We start from the raw sequence: 13,260 nt of genomic DNA, 5'->3' as shown, positions 1-13,260 counted from the left end.
TATGGCTATCCGACGAGCGGATCGGTGACCCCCAAAACGTAAAAGGCGATCAAGCCGATCAGACCAGCAGCGATCAGGTAATAAATGGTCGGCAGAATCGTTTTACGGATGGTAGCCCCTTCACGACCCAATAAACCAACCGTAGCAGAAGCGGCCACTACGTTGTGGATCGCAATCATATTACCGGCTGCCGCCCCGACTGCTTGAAGTGCCACCATCATCGCGGTAGACAGGCCAAGGGTTTCGGCAACGCTAAACTGGAACTCGGCCAACATTAGGTTAGATACCGTGTTAGAGCCAGCAATAAAGGCCCCCATGGCACCGATAGCCGGGGCAAAGAACGGGTATATGTCCCCGACACCACTGGCAACAGCCTGCGCCATCATCACCGGCATCGAGACAATATCGGCCCCGTTAACCCCGGAGTTGATCAGAATACGCACCATCGGCACGGTGAAGATCAGCACGAAGCCCGCACCAAAAATGGTTTTGGTCGACTCGGATATCGCCGCGCTCATCTTGCGGGCATTCATCTGGTGGATGAAGAAGGTGACCGCGACCACCGCCAGGATAATACCGCCAGGCAGGTAAAGTGGCTGCATGCTGCCGCTAATGCCTTCTTCGCCGAGAATATTCGACCAGCTCAGGCTAAGTGAAGTGAGTGCTGCTTTTAACGGTTCAATGGTTCTTGAGGCGACCAGGAAAACCGCCAACAAAACATAGGGTATCCAGCCTTTGAAGGTCGACATTGGCGCTTGCCCGACAACGTCTTCAAGCTTGATTTGCAGGTTGCCGATCCACTCGTCGGGCCAGGCGCTCGATTCGGGGAAGTCCCAGGTGTCTTTGGGCAGCAGGAAGCCCTTACGCGCAGCAGGCACGACAATGGCGAGGCCTACCATCGCTCCGATCATGGACGGGAATTCGGGCCCCAGAAACACGCCAACCAGCATGTACGGCACTACGAAAGAGATGCCGGTAAACAGGGCAAAGGGGGTAATTGATAAGCCTTCTTTCCAGGACTTATTGGCGCCGAAGAAGCGAACCATCACGACTACTAGGATCAGCGGCATTAAAACACCCACAATGCCGTGAGTAATGGCCACGCCGCTGGTCACCTGCTGGAAAAAGATCTCCCAGGTTGAGCCGGCCGCTTCTAATTCAGAGGTGATGCTAGCGCGATTTAGCCCGCTACCCACGCCGACGACGATCGGCGTACCCACGGCACCGAAAGACACCGGGGTGGATTGGATCATCATACCGACGACCACTGCTGCCAACGCGGGGAAACCCAGGGCCACCATTAGCGGTGCGGCAACGGCGGCAGGCGTGCCAAATCCAGACGCCCCTTCAATAAAGCAGCCAAACAGCCACGCGACAATCAGCGCCTGAACGCGACGGTCGGGGCTGATCCCCGAAAACCCGTTACGAATGGCGGTAATGCCCCCCGAGTGCTTAAGCGTATTAAGCAGTAGGATTGCGCCGAAAATAATCCATAACAGCCCCGCCGTTTGGATGAGTCCTTGAATCGTCGAGGCCGCAATCCGCGAAAAGGACATGTCCCAGGCGGTCAGGCCGATGATCGCTGCAGCAAGAAAAACGATGGGCATGGCTATCTTGGCGGGTATTTTAAAGCCAATTAGCAGTACCCCTGCTAATAGCAGTGGCGTAAATGCCAGAAGTGCAAGAAATGATTCATTCATGGGAGGAACTGCCCCTCGTTATTGATCAAGTACTCCACAAAGATGACAGGCCGCATAGCGGCCTTTAATGTCATGGTGAAAGATACGGCGCAGCCGGTTAGATGACCACTATTGGAAAATTGGTAAGACCAATATGTGGCTGGCCAAATGCTCTGTTTTTCTTAATGTATGGGGGTTTAAGTTCATGTTTTTAATTGTTTTTATGAACATCTGGTGAGCCGTTATCGAGCGTTATTCATTAGACTAATAGATAGTCTTCGCTAGCACTTATGCTCGAATGTTAATACTGTCGCGTGGTAAAACGCTTTACCCCTTAGCTTTTAACGCATCAATAAAGAGAGATTCATCATGGCACGACAGCTCTATGATTTATGTGGCCGCGACGAGCGATTACGTTTTTCGCCTTTTTGCTGGCGAGTGCGTATGGCCTTAGCCCACAAAGGCCTTGAGTTTACGACGCGTCCTTGGCACTTCCTCGAAAAAGAAGCGCTCGCGTTCGCCCATCACGATAAAGTGCCGGTACTGGTTGATGGAGAGCAGGTGGTCACCGATAGCTTTGACATTATGCGTTATCTTGACGATGCCTATCCCCAGGCGCCGCTTTTTGGCGAGGGTGCAAGCTATCAACGGGCGCGATTCTTCAAGCATTTCGTAGAGCGCAGCGTGACGCCCGTGCTATTTAAAATTGTCGCGCTGGATTTGCTGGCGGCTATTCACCCAAGCGACCGTGAATACTTTCGCGAAACCCGCGAAGCTCGTTTTGGCTGCACATTGGAAGCACTTCACCAGCCTGATCAGGGCCGGAAACAATTAGCCCAAGCGTTGGCGCCGGTGTATGCCCAATTGAAAGAAAGTCAATTTATCGATGGCGATGCCCCGAGCGGTGCGGACTACCTGTTATTTGGCAGCATGATGTGGGCTTATACCGTGTCTTTAGAGCCGCTGGTAACGGCAGGCGATGACGTTGATCAATGGTTTAAACGCATGCTGAGCGCTCACGACGGCGTTGCGGGTAAGGCGACCACGGTGCGCGATTTAGCGTAGTGACGAAATTAATGTTGCACTGCACAAAAGTGCCTGCTAACGTGTGGGGTAGCAGAGGCGCCGACCTTACTGATGTTCCCTTTTTTAGGCGCGCCTATGTCGTTTATCACTCTTAAGGAGATAGCGCGATGAATAAAGCCGCCGAAAAAACCAGCCAGCAAGTCGAGTCCATCTTTGTATCGCCGATGCGTTCTTATACGCTCACGGCGCTGGACTATTATGACCAGATCGTTAGCGCACAGCTTGACGCTGCACGCGCCTATTCGGATCTGAGCATTGCTCAGGCCCGGACTTGGCTGGAAGTGAAAGACGCCGACAGCTTTAAAAAAGCGATCGAAAGTCAGCAGAAAACCGCCAGCGATCTGATGGAACGCATGAAAGGCGACGGTGAGAAAGTCACCTCGCTTAGCCAGCATTTCGTGCAAGACAGCCAGAAAGTGGCCGAAGACACCACCAAGAAAGCGGTTGAATCAGCCAAGCAGTAAGCTAGGCCACTAACGCTTCAGCTCAGATCTATCACTGCGCTCTTTTTAGGGCGCAGTTTTTTGTTTGTATACAAAATGTGACGAGAGCAACTAAGCTTGATGCCCATTATTTTCTGCGCGTGCATGCAGCCGTAAGCGAGCGATACGAATAATTTGTTTTATCGCCGTTTCTCGCTCCGTCGCGGCGTCGTTCTCAAGGCGTTGGGCAAAGGCCTTTAAGATGGCATACCGATCCAAGCCCTTAACGGCGATCACGAAAGGGAAGCCGAACGCCTCTTTGTAGGCGGCGTTTAATGTCTCGAAGCGTGCGAACTCTTCCGGTGAGCATTGATCAAGCCCTGCTCCGGCTTGCTCGCTCGTCGAATCCTGCGTCAATCCCCCTGCCAATGCCGCTTTTCCTGCGAGATCCGGGTGCGCCTGAATCACGCGGATCTGCTGTTCGCTACTTGCCTGCTGCAACTGATGCCCCATTAACTCGGCAAGCGCATCGGGATCGTCGTGCGCGGGAGTTAACCCAGTTTCCCAAGCGGCTTGCGCCACCCAGGGCGAGTGCTCGTAGATATCGCCATAATGGTCGATAAAGGCGTCGAGGGATAACTCACTCGGGCGGGGGTGTAGGCATAACGCAGTGTGAGATGACGACATGGTGGCTCCAGGCTAAGCTGAGTTTGTGATGGCGCAATGTATACAATAAAACAAGCTAACGGTACTCTAAAGCTATTGGCACGCGATACGTTAACCCTTATGTCACGACACACAATAGCTATAAGGAATCACTATGGGACGTCTGACCACCCACATATTGGATACCGCACATGGCTGCCCTGGCCAGGGAATTGCCATCGACATCTTTCGGTTGAACGGCAGTGAACGCCAGCATTTAAAAACGGTGACAACCAATCAGGATGGCCGCTGCGATACGCCGCTGCTAGAGGGTGAAGCCCTAACGCCGGGCGAGTATGAACTGTGCTTTCACGCTGGCGATTACTTGCGCGCCAAGGGCATTGACGCCGCTGAACCGCTGTTTCTCGACATTATTCCCATCCGCTTCGGCGTAGCAGACGCACAGCAGCATTACCATGTGCCGCTATTGCTCTCACCGTATGGTTACTCGACGTACCGTGGCAGCTAATCGCGGAGGCTGGCAATGCAAGCGTATTTGATTGAGGCAGTTAACCTGCTGCTGCGGTGGCTGCACGTTATTGCGGCGATCGCCTGGATCGGTGAATCCATCTATTTCGTAATGCTGGATAACAGTCTGCGCACGCCAAAGGCAGAATCGGATCGCCAGAAGGGCATTTTTGGCGAAATGTGGGCCGTCCATGGTGGCGGCTTTTACCACAACCAGAAATACACCACGGCCCCCGATAAGCTGCCCAATGACCTGCACTGGTCGTTCTGGAAAGCCTACACCACCTGGCTTACCGGCTTTGCCTTGTTCGTCATTCTGTATATGGTTAATCCCGGTTTTTATTTGGTAAACCCGGATAGTCCCTGGCAGTGGGCCGCCAACCTGTCGGGCTGGCAGGCGAACCTGCTGGCGTTGCTGTTCCTGTTCGGCGGCTGGGTGGTCTACAACGAACTGTGCAAGCGCATCAGCCCCACCATGCAGCGCGATGGCCTGCTGAGCGTCGCCGTCGCGGTGATGATGGTGATAGTGGCCTACTTGAGCACCCAACTGTTCGGCGGGCGGGCGGCATTCTTGCTCACCGGGGCAGTGATGGCCACCGCCATGTCGGCGAATGTGTTCTTCTGGATTATCCCCGGCCAGCGGCGCATGGTGAACGCCATGAAAGCAGGCGATGCGCCGAATCCATTGGATGGCAAACGCGGCAAGCAACGCTCGGTACACAATACCTATTTCACGCTGCCGGTCGTGTTGTTGATGGTGAGTAATCACTATTCGTTTCTTTATACCCACGAGCTGGCCTGGGTGGTGATGGCGCTGTTTATCTTTGCAGGGGCACTCATCCGTCAGTTCTTCGTGCTAATGCATGCTGGCAAATGGCAGTGGGGGTATCCGGCTGCCGGGGTAGCGTTAATCATCCTGGCGTTTTGGGTGGCGGCGCCGGACTCGCGCTCCGCTGACCCGGCTAGCCAAGACGACCAAACAACGGATGTACAGACAAGCGTCGCCCCCGAGAATCAGATAAGCGGCCTGATAGAAGAACACTGTGTGCAGTGTCACGCCCGTGAGCCGGAACACCCCGGTTTCTCCGCGCCGCCTGCCGATTATGCGTTCGACGACTGGGACGACATCCTGGCTCATAAAGTGGTCATTCAGCAGGTCGTCGAAAGTCGTTATATGCCCCTAGGCAACCTGACCAAGATGAGCGATGAAGAGCGCGATACCATTGCCGCCTGGGAGGAATGACAAACGAGGAGAGTCCATGAGCGATGCGCAGGCGGTGGTTAAACGACCCGCGTCAAAAGCGGAGGGCGATGAACGCCACGAAGCGATCTATCGCGCGGTTAGCGATGCGATTGTTGAGCAGCGCTTAAAGCCTGGTGCGCGGCTGCGCGAGGATGCCCTGGCCGAGGTGTTCGGCATCAGCCGCACCGGCATTCGCAAGATATTGCAGCGGCTGGCGCTGGAGCAGCTGGTGACCCTGACGCCGCGCCGTGGGGCCAGCGTGACCCGGCCCACCGCCGATGAAGCCAAAGACGTATTCGATGCCCGCCAGTTAATCGAGTGCGGATTAATGCCCGACGTAGCCCGGCGCATGGGCGAAAAAGAAGCGGCAGAGCTGCGTGACATGGCCAAGCGCGAACGCCAAGCGCTGCGCAGCGGGCAACAAAGCGTGGCCATTCGTCTATCGGCAGATTTTCACGTGCGTTTAGCGCAGCTTTCCGGCAACGCTGCCTTGGCAGCGTTTGTCGAACAGCTCTGCTCGCGCTCATCGCTGATACTCGCCGTTTACGGTCACCCCGGCCATTTAGGCTGCGAATCCCACGACCACGATGACCTGATCGGCTACCTGGAAACCGGCAACGGCGAGCGCGCCAAAGCCTTTATGAACCGCCACCTAAAAGCCATCGAAGCCTCGCTCTCCATGGTCGAAGAGGAGGAGAACGTTCCGGATTTGCAGCAGATATTTGGGGGTTGAAAAGCCCCTAGCGTCAATGGTGACGAGCAGCAGATTCGTCGCGGTTAACAACCTTTAGCCCTTGCCATCAACCTGATATCACCGCCGCGAAGCGCAGGGTTTGGCCGCCGGCACAGAGCTTTACCCTCAACGTTGGTTAGTGAAGCTGATCAAAAACCTCCGGGTGTTGCTCAGCAATGCGCAGCAGGGCAATCGCAGGACCCTGGGGATCGCGCCGCCCCTGCTCCCAGTCCTGAAGGGTTCGTACGCTCACGCCCATTAGGCCTGCAAACGCCGATTGTGACATGTTCAACTTCAGTCTGATCAATTTAGGTGAAGAGGGTTCTGAAAGCTCATGCGTCCGAAGCGCTAGCTTACCTTTCTTGAACTGTTTGATTTCGTTGATGCCGTCAAGTATCTCCGCGCCAAGGTTTCTATTACTCATTTTTGATGGCCTCCGCTATCTGTTTGAGCACATGACCAGGAATACTGGCGCGCTCTGATTTACTGTACAGCGTGAGCATCCATATCTCGTGGTCAGATACCTTCCAATAGTAAATGGCTCTAATACCGCCACTCTTTCCTGACTTCGCTGGTGCCCATCGAACCTTGCGCACACCACCCGAGCCTTTTATAAGGTCGCCCGCATCCGGCTTCTGTAGAAGGTACGTTTGAAGTCCACGGTATTCCTCATCCGTGAGGTAATCCGGCAGTAGCTTGGTGAACGTGGAGGTTTCGATGAATAGCATTCTTAAAATATACGGCGATGCCGTATAAATATCAAGGATGGATCAGGGCATCACGTCTTGGTTAAACGCTTGAATGCGCATTGCCGACCACATAAATTAAGATCGTGCATCAACCAGCCACTTGGAGGCTCTTATGGAAGAACCCTATAATGCAGCTGCCCCACTAAAGCGACAAACCTCTCCATCAACAGCGACCTGCTACGCAAGATCCGGGAAATGGATATTAACCTGTCGGCTACTCTGGAACGCGCGCTAAAAGAAGAGCTTTCCAAACGCGAAGCAGCACAATGGGTTGAAGAAAATCGCGCAGCGATAAAGAGTTACAACGATATTGTCGAACAACATGGTTGCTTCGGCGAAGAGTTCAGGGAGTTTGATGGCATAGTTCGATGTGTACCCCAACCCAAGTAACGCCAGCAAAGCGCACTATTCTTACCTTGTTGATATTCAGAGTAGTCTTCTCAGCGAGCTGGCAACGCGCATCGTCATCCCTTTGGGACAACGATCCGCCTTGGATAGCGACGCCATGCGAGGACTCACGCCGGAAATCAGCTTTCTTTAACAAACCTTTCTATTCGTTCTAGCATCTCATAATCTTCCGAGGTAAGTACAATATACGACTTGTTCTCGGGAGTTCTGACGGGAACCTTTCTGTGAAATAGCGTCCCCAGTAACGAATTCTGCATTTCTACCTGAATGTCATATAAAAATGATGTAACGTCATAGGCAATTTCATGAAATTTGTCAACTTTAGCCTGAAGTGTGCGGAATTCCTGTTCATCTGGAATCATTAGTTTTTCTGGGTCGGTGATTCCCTTTTCGGATATAAGTAAGTAAGGCAATGCCTGCACAAGTGGCAGATATGCACCTCCAAGCTGGCGAAGCTTGATTACTAAAGCTTTCCGAAAAAGAGGGATATTCGGCGCCACGATTTCATAAGCCTGAATTGAGGAGGCAATTTCCCAAAGTCCCATGCTGGACTTTTTGAAATCGTTATCTAATTCTTTGGGATCGAATGGAGGAGGAACGTATGTGCCCGTTTCGTTTTTCTTTGCTACTGCATTCTCCAGTGCTTCGTAAAATATTTGAAACGTCATCGCTACCCCAACCGGGGATACGAAGCTCATTTGCTCCGCAATCTTTTCGTAAGTGCTCACCTGCAACTCTTGCCGGTGCTTCTCTCGTTGGAGATTTCGCTGGGCGTGCATTTGGTAGAATACCGTAGCTATTGCAACCACGAATCCTGCTAGCTGTACGATCGTTGACCAGCCGATTGTTGGATCGAAATATAACATACCGTTCTCTGGATGCTCCAATTTGAAATCTAACGCTGCCATAAAACTCGAGCGTGCGAGTGTCCGGCGGCCGCAAGCGCGCACTCATGTAATTGTTAGGACGGACCCAATTGTTGTTCGAATAGAGCCCAATTATTTTCAAAAGGTTTGAGATCTGTGACGTAGTATCTGTTGTCTAGAGAACGAAAATTCTTTGGTCTCTTCCAATTGTGCTTTGACATCCAGTCCCGATAGTTTCTCGCACATATAGCCTGAAGATCTCGTTTTAGCAGTATGAAATATCGGTCGGCTTGGTCTGCTCCGGGGGCTGCTAACAAGACACAAACATAAATCAGATCGGGATGCGGGATATCGGAATCGCCATGATCAATCTGTTTTTCTCCCTTTTCATCAATGGTGACATTGATCCATAGACTGGCTCTCGTTGGCCAGCTATGGCCTCTAGAAGTCTTGACTTGTACAGGTAACGTCTTAAGTGATCCATCGGCTACGATAAGATCAAATTCGGGAACGTTGCCTGTAAATGAAGTAGCGATGAGCCCCCGACGGCCGAGTTCTGCACAAACAAGAAATTCACCAACCTGGCCCGCTAGCTTATTACTTAGCCCTTTGCTCATACTGAGTCCTAACAGTTTATTAGTGCGCATGCGCGTTATAATTTCTCATCATCTTTACAAATTGCGCATATACATACAAAGACATTTTTCAACGTATTTTTTGATGGTTTTTATGACGTAAACGTCAGGAAGATGAGCAAACGTTCTGCTGAGCCTGGCGGAAAAACGCGCCCTGTAGGCCGAAAATGTTTTCCGTGCTCAGGGGGGAGCTTTGTGAAACATAAAAGCGCCATCGGCTGTGTGCCGATGGCGCTTGTTCGAGTAGCTAAGCCGTCAGTTACGGCGTTGCCGTCTCAACCTGCCTTCTGTTCAGCATACGCAGGCTCTGCCTTAAACTGGCGCATTAAGCCGTAGTAGAACAGCCCACCCAGGGCCGCACCAATCATCCAGCCAAAGCCGCCAAGGGCTGAAAGTGCAGGTACTAACACGGTAGAAAGCGAAAACAACGCCGCCACGCCAAAGGCGATAAGCGCGCGGGTGTTCCAGCCGTTTACGTAGTAGTAGGCGCTGCCCGGCGCTGATGAGAAGAGCTCCTGCATGTTTAAGTGCTGGCGCTTAATCAGGTAGTAGTCGACCACGATAATGCCGTAGAAGGGCGCGACGACGGCGCCTAGCGCATTCACAAAGCCGGGAACGCCAATCTGGCTGATCACCGAAAGCCATAGCGCGCCGACAAAGAATGCGATTACTGCGGTAATCAGGCCGCCCATCTTGAAGCTGATTTTGCTGGGAAACAGGTTGGCCAGGTCGTAGGCGGGCGGAATGAAGTTGGCGACCAGGTTGATGCCCACTGTGGCGGCAAAGAAGGTGAGGGCGGCGATAATCGTCAGCGGCAGCGAATCAACCCGTTCAACGATATCGGCGGGATTGGTCAGCGCCTCGCCAAACAGCACCAGCGTACCCGCAGTAATAATTAGCGCGATAAACGAGAAAAACGCCACGTTGAGCGGCAAGCCCAGCAGGTTGCCCAGTTTCATCTGGCGCTCGGTTTTCACAAAGCGGGTGAAATCGCCGAAGTTGATCACCACCGCTGCGAAGTACGCCACCATAGTGCCAACAATCGCCATAAAGGCCGCGATAGAGCTACCGCTGGTGTCAGTGCCACCGCTAAAAATGGTGCCAATGGCGGGGATCAGCTCACTTCCTGCCTGGTACCAAACAATGACCATTAGCACCAGCATCACCAAGTAGACCAGCGGGCCTGCCCAGTTAAGAAAGTGCTTAATGCGCTCGATGCCCTGCCAAAAGATCGCGATCTGAAACAACCACACAATCACAAATGACACCCACGCCACGCCTGAAAGCCCTAGGAAGGTACTGCCACTGCCAGCGCCAATAAAGGCCGTAATCAGAAGGGAAACCGCCGTGGAGGCAAAGTAGGTCTGCACGCCGTACCAGAAAATCCCCACAATGGCGCGCAGCATCGCGGGCAGGTTGGCGCCGCGTACCCCCATGCTGGCGCGCACCATCACCGGAAAGGGAATGCCGTATTTAACGCTGGGCTTACCCGTAAGGTTGACCAAAAACATCACGATCACGCCCGCCAGGATAATCGCCGCCATCACCGCCCAGCCATTCAGGCCGTAGGTTAAAAACAGCGAGGCCGCCAGGGTGTAACCAAACAGGCTCTGGATGTCGTTAGACCAGACGTTAAAGATCTCAAACGCGCCCCAGTTACGATCCTGGGGTTTAAGCGGAGCGAGATCCTCGTTATACAGCGTCGGATCGATGTGCTTAATATCTAGCTCGCTCATGTCGTTGCTCTCTTTCATGGTATTGGCCCCAAGTTGGCAAATGGATTTACTGGCTAAAGCGCTGGCAGGGTGCCCAGTACTTCATTAGCAGGTAGTAGCTTAGGCCGGCAGGGATCAGGCTGGCGTACCACGAGATCGCCGAGAAAGAGAGCGCCGCCACAATGCCCACCGCCGTGGCGATGAACGCGGCTAAGTTCACGCCTTGGTAGGGGCCGGTGGCGTCATACAGTTTGCTGATATCCAAAGTGCGGCGGCGGATAATGTAATAATCCACCACCAGAACGGCGAAGATGGGGCCTAAAAAGGCGGAGTAAGTCTGCACAAACAGCTGTAGGCCCGCCGCAGAACCCGGCTGTACCAGTTTCCAGGGGAAGGTGGCAAAGGCCAGCAAGCCAACGATCATCGTGGCGAACGAGAATTTGATCTTGAAGATGTCCATCAATACATAGGTCGGCGGTACCACGTTGTTGAGGACGTTGGTGGTGACCTGGGCAAAGGCGATGAACAGTAGGGTGGTCATTAACAGTGGGGTGTTGTCCACCGCGTTGGCAAACACCTGGATAGGGTCGGCGGTGCCAGTGGCCTGGGAGACCATATAGCCGATCAAGCCCATAAACAGCGTGCAGGGCAGAATCGACATGGCATAAATGGTGGTCAGCAGGCTCTGGGCCGTGCCCTTTTTATGCTCGCGGGCGTAGTCGCTAACGTTGAGCATCATGGTGCTGTAGATGCCCAAGAACAGCATGGTCGCGCCCCAGAACGGCATGCCCCAGGAACCTTCCATGGTCAGCAGGCTGGCCGAAAGCTCATCGCCATAGCGCTGCACCGTGGCGTAAAACATATACATCAGCGAGGCGAGGATAAAGGCGCTGCCGATATTCTCTAACCACTTGATGCCCTGGAAACCCATTACCGACAGGCCGATTTGCAGAAACTGGAAGGTAATAAAGTAGAAGATCAGGTTATCGAAACCGAACAGGGTGGCCGACACCATATTGAGTGCCCCGGCGCCAATCCAGCTTTGAAAGCCGTACCAGACTACCGCAGGTACCGCGCGCACCAAGCCCGGTAAGCGCGTGCCGGTAAAGCCAAAGGCGCTGCGCGCCTGCACCATAAACGGAATGCCGTACTTGTAGCCTGCGGCCCCGTTAATGGCCAAGGCTATCCCGATCACAAAGCAGCCGATGGCAATGGCCAACGTGGCTTGTAACAGGTTTAAGGTGCCGACCACGCTTGAGCCCATGGCGAAGGTGCCAATGGAAACGCAGCCGCCGAACCACGCCAGAAAATAGGAGCTGCGCCCCATTATGCGGGTGTGTTGAGGGGCCAGGCTCTCTGCCCCGAGTGCTTTTGATCCAGTATCGGATCGTTCTTCTGACGCAAGAGCCGAGGTTGTAGCGCTCATGGTGTCGTCCTCGCAAGATTATCGGTTTTATTAACTCCCAATTTTTAATCGGGAAACGCTTGCGGCGTGGCGTGCTAATGGACGTACTTTTGCAAAATTCTGTTTAAGCTATTGTTATTAAATAATGTTGAGTCGTTATTGTTTTAGAGCTTTATGACCTAAGCGGTAGCGCAAGATCAGAAAGCCCGGAAAATTTACCGGTGAACGCTTTTGGCCGTGGGTAGGCAAGATCGCCGTGTTTGCTGGTGTGTAGCCCTAAACTGACCAGCGATTCCGCCAGTTTCAGCGCGGCGGTAACACCCTCTACTACCGGCAGGCCGACTTCGCGGCTGATCTCCTGGGTTAAATTCGCCATACCGCCGCAGCCTAAAACGATGGCGCCAATGCCATCCTCGTCCCGGGCGCGGCAGCACTCTTCGACGATACGGGTAAACGCCACTTCAGGGTGGCGCTCAAGATCCAGCACCGGGATTTCAGCGGCACGTATACGGCGGCAGTGCTGATGAAAACCATACTGTTCCAACAAGTGCTCAGCGATAATGCCGGTACGGCCCAAGGTGGTGACAATGGAAAAGCGAGTACTCACCAGGGTGGCCAAGTGGAAGACTGCTTCGGCAATGCCAATCACCGGGGCGCGCGTTAGCTCCCGCGCGGCGAGCAAGCCTGGGTCGCCAAAGCAGGCCACCACGTAGGCATCAATGTTGCCTTCGTACTCGCCTTTAATGACTTCTTCAGCAACCCCCACCGCGCTGATAGCTTCATCGAAATGGCTTTCAATAGAAACGGGGCCCGCGTCGGGCTGTGAAGCACTAACCGAGGTGCCCGCGGCGGCCTGCTGCTGGGCTGCCTGACCCATAGCAGCGGTCATGGACGCAGTGGTATTAGGGTTAATAATGCGTATATGCACGATAGCTATTCCGTGTGTAAACAATATGGAAATTCTTGTATACAAAAATAGGGCGGTATTTGGCGAGACGCAAGTATCAAAGTGGCAATACGCTACGAAAATGGGTGCCGACGTATTTGACCATTTGTTCAGGATTCAGCGGCTTAGCGGTGTTTAAACTAAGAAACGCTATTAGCATCAGGGGATTAGCAGTCGACTGCGTTGCGGTTGGTTATTAA

General features: G+C 53.4%; 15 protein-coding genes. 7 read left to right on the top strand and 8 right to left on the bottom strand.

Annotation, left to right across the window (positions count from 1 at the left end):
* Positions 1-5: 5 nt before the first annotated feature.
* Entirely contained in the window at positions 6-1,700 is a 1,695-nt protein-coding gene (locus BLR97_RS11255) for an L-lactate permease (protein ID WP_089706485.1), read from the bottom strand.
* Positions 1,701-2,048: 348 nt separating this feature from the next.
* Between BLR97_RS11255 and BLR97_RS11250 the strand changes: the two genes are divergently transcribed.
* Positions 2,049-2,744: a glutathione S-transferase family protein gene (locus BLR97_RS11250; RefSeq protein WP_089706482.1), complete on the top strand. Its 696-nt coding sequence runs from the start codon at positions 2,049-2,051 to the stop codon at positions 2,742-2,744.
* A 128-nt stretch (positions 2,745-2,872) separates the two neighbouring features.
* The gene (locus BLR97_RS11245; RefSeq protein ID WP_089706479.1) at positions 2,873-3,229 is read left to right on the top strand and encodes a phasin family protein; all 357 of its coding nucleotides are present in this window, start codon (positions 2,873-2,875) and stop codon (positions 3,227-3,229) included.
* Between the two features lie 90 nt (positions 3,230-3,319).
* Here BLR97_RS11245 and uraD read toward each other — a convergent pair whose 3' ends face one another.
* A complete protein-coding gene (gene uraD / locus BLR97_RS11240; protein ID WP_089706476.1) occupies positions 3,320-3,874 on the bottom strand; it encodes a 2-oxo-4-hydroxy-4-carboxy-5-ureidoimidazoline decarboxylase in 555 nt (184 codons plus the stop codon).
* A gap of 133 nt (positions 3,875-4,007) precedes the next feature.
* On the opposite strand from uraD, the gene uraH reads away from it, so the two are divergent.
* The 3 genes from uraH to BLR97_RS11225 are packed head-to-tail and all read left to right on the top strand — an operon-like array spanning position 4,008 to position 6,336.
* Positions 4,008-4,361, top strand: coding sequence for a hydroxyisourate hydrolase (gene uraH, locus BLR97_RS11235; RefSeq protein WP_089706473.1), 354 nt, complete (start codon positions 4,008-4,010; stop codon positions 4,359-4,361).
* Between the two features lie 15 nt (positions 4,362-4,376).
* A complete protein-coding gene (locus tag BLR97_RS11230) occupies positions 4,377-5,603 on the top strand; it encodes a urate hydroxylase PuuD (RefSeq protein WP_089706470.1) in 1,227 nt (408 codons plus the stop codon).
* 16 nt (positions 5,604-5,619) lie between these two features.
* Entirely contained in the window at positions 5,620-6,336 is a 717-nt protein-coding gene (locus BLR97_RS11225) for a GntR family transcriptional regulator (RefSeq protein WP_089706467.1), read from the top strand.
* A gap of 136 nt (positions 6,337-6,472) precedes the next feature.
* Here BLR97_RS11225 and BLR97_RS11220 read toward each other — a convergent pair whose 3' ends face one another.
* Positions 6,473-6,760, bottom strand: a complete 288-nt coding sequence (locus BLR97_RS11220) for a helix-turn-helix domain-containing protein (RefSeq protein WP_089706464.1) — start codon at positions 6,758-6,760, stop codon at positions 6,473-6,475.
* A 520-nt stretch (positions 6,761-7,280) separates the two neighbouring features.
* Between BLR97_RS11220 and BLR97_RS11210 the strand changes: the two genes are divergently transcribed.
* Positions 7,281-7,475: a type II toxin-antitoxin system CcdA family antitoxin gene (locus BLR97_RS11210; RefSeq protein WP_244511291.1), complete on the top strand. Its 195-nt coding sequence runs from the start codon at positions 7,281-7,283 to the stop codon at positions 7,473-7,475.
* A complete protein-coding gene (locus BLR97_RS11205; RefSeq protein WP_211605119.1) occupies positions 7,456-7,626 on the top strand; it encodes a CcdB family protein in 171 nt (56 codons plus the stop codon). The genes BLR97_RS11210 and BLR97_RS11205 overlap by 20 nt, the downstream gene beginning before the upstream one ends.
* On the opposite strand, the gene BLR97_RS11200 is transcribed toward BLR97_RS11205, so the two are convergent.
* From BLR97_RS11200 to BLR97_RS11180, 5 genes are all read right to left on the bottom strand, one after another.
* Complete coding sequence (locus tag BLR97_RS11200; protein WP_089706458.1) at positions 7,613-8,401, bottom strand: hypothetical protein; 789 nt, start codon at positions 8,399-8,401, stop codon at positions 7,613-7,615. The two genes, BLR97_RS11205 and BLR97_RS11200, sit on opposite strands and share 14 nt — an antisense overlap.
* Before the next feature lie 53 nt (positions 8,402-8,454).
* A complete protein-coding gene (locus BLR97_RS11195; RefSeq protein ID WP_089706455.1) occupies positions 8,455-8,976 on the bottom strand; it encodes a hypothetical protein in 522 nt (173 codons plus the stop codon).
* Between the two features lie 293 nt (positions 8,977-9,269).
* Positions 9,270-10,748, bottom strand: a complete 1,479-nt coding sequence (locus BLR97_RS11190; protein WP_089706453.1) for an NCS1 family nucleobase:cation symporter-1 — start codon at positions 10,746-10,748, stop codon at positions 9,270-9,272.
* Between the two features lie 28 nt (positions 10,749-10,776).
* Positions 10,777-12,135, bottom strand: coding sequence for an NCS1 family transporter (locus tag BLR97_RS11185; RefSeq protein WP_089706450.1), 1,359 nt, complete (start codon positions 12,133-12,135; stop codon positions 10,777-10,779).
* A 151-nt stretch (positions 12,136-12,286) separates the two neighbouring features.
* Complete coding sequence (locus BLR97_RS11180) at positions 12,287-13,042, bottom strand: aspartate/glutamate racemase family protein (protein ID WP_089706447.1); 756 nt, start codon at positions 13,040-13,042, stop codon at positions 12,287-12,289.
* Positions 13,043-13,260 lie beyond the last annotated feature (218 nt).

This window comes from Vreelandella arcis (assembly GCF_900103865.1).
In the GTDB taxonomy this organism is placed as follows: Bacteria; Pseudomonadota; Gammaproteobacteria; order Pseudomonadales; family Halomonadaceae; genus Vreelandella; species Vreelandella arcis.
Note: the sequence above shows the minus strand (reverse complement) of the source record. Positions and strands in the feature narration are given on the sequence as shown.

Bases quoted from the DNA above. Each gene is read 5' to 3' on its own strand.
- BLR97_RS11255 (WP_089706485.1), bottom strand. From the start codon at position 1,700: ATGAATGAATCATTTCTTGCACTTCTGGCATTTACGCCACTGCTATTA.
- BLR97_RS11250 (WP_089706482.1), top strand. From the start codon at position 2,049: ATGGCACGACAGCTCTATGATTTATGTGGCCGCGACGAGCGATTACGT.
- BLR97_RS11245 (WP_089706479.1), top strand. From the start codon at position 2,873: ATGAATAAAGCCGCCGAAAAAACCAGCCAGCAAGTCGAGTCCATCTTT.
- uraD (WP_089706476.1), bottom strand. From the start codon at position 3,874: ATGTCGTCATCTCACACTGCGTTATGCCTACACCCCCGCCCGAGTGAG.
- uraH (WP_089706473.1), top strand. From the start codon at position 4,008: ATGGGACGTCTGACCACCCACATATTGGATACCGCACATGGCTGCCCT.
- BLR97_RS11230 (WP_089706470.1), top strand. From the start codon at position 4,377: ATGCAAGCGTATTTGATTGAGGCAGTTAACCTGCTGCTGCGGTGGCTG.
- BLR97_RS11225 (WP_089706467.1), top strand. From the start codon at position 5,620: ATGAGCGATGCGCAGGCGGTGGTTAAACGACCCGCGTCAAAAGCGGAG.
- BLR97_RS11220 (WP_089706464.1), bottom strand. From the start codon at position 6,760: ATGAGTAATAGAAACCTTGGCGCGGAGATACTTGACGGCATCAACGAA.
- BLR97_RS11210 (WP_244511291.1), top strand. From the start codon at position 7,281: ATGGATATTAACCTGTCGGCTACTCTGGAACGCGCGCTAAAAGAAGAG.
- BLR97_RS11200 (WP_089706458.1), bottom strand. From the start codon at position 8,401: ATGGCAGCGTTAGATTTCAAATTGGAGCATCCAGAGAACGGTATGTTA.
- BLR97_RS11195 (WP_089706455.1), bottom strand. From the start codon at position 8,976: ATGAGCAAAGGGCTAAGTAATAAGCTAGCGGGCCAGGTTGGTGAATTT.
- BLR97_RS11190 (WP_089706453.1), bottom strand. From the start codon at position 10,748: ATGAAAGAGAGCAACGACATGAGCGAGCTAGATATTAAGCACATCGAT.
- BLR97_RS11185 (WP_089706450.1), bottom strand. From the start codon at position 12,135: ATGAGCGCTACAACCTCGGCTCTTGCGTCAGAAGAACGATCCGATACT.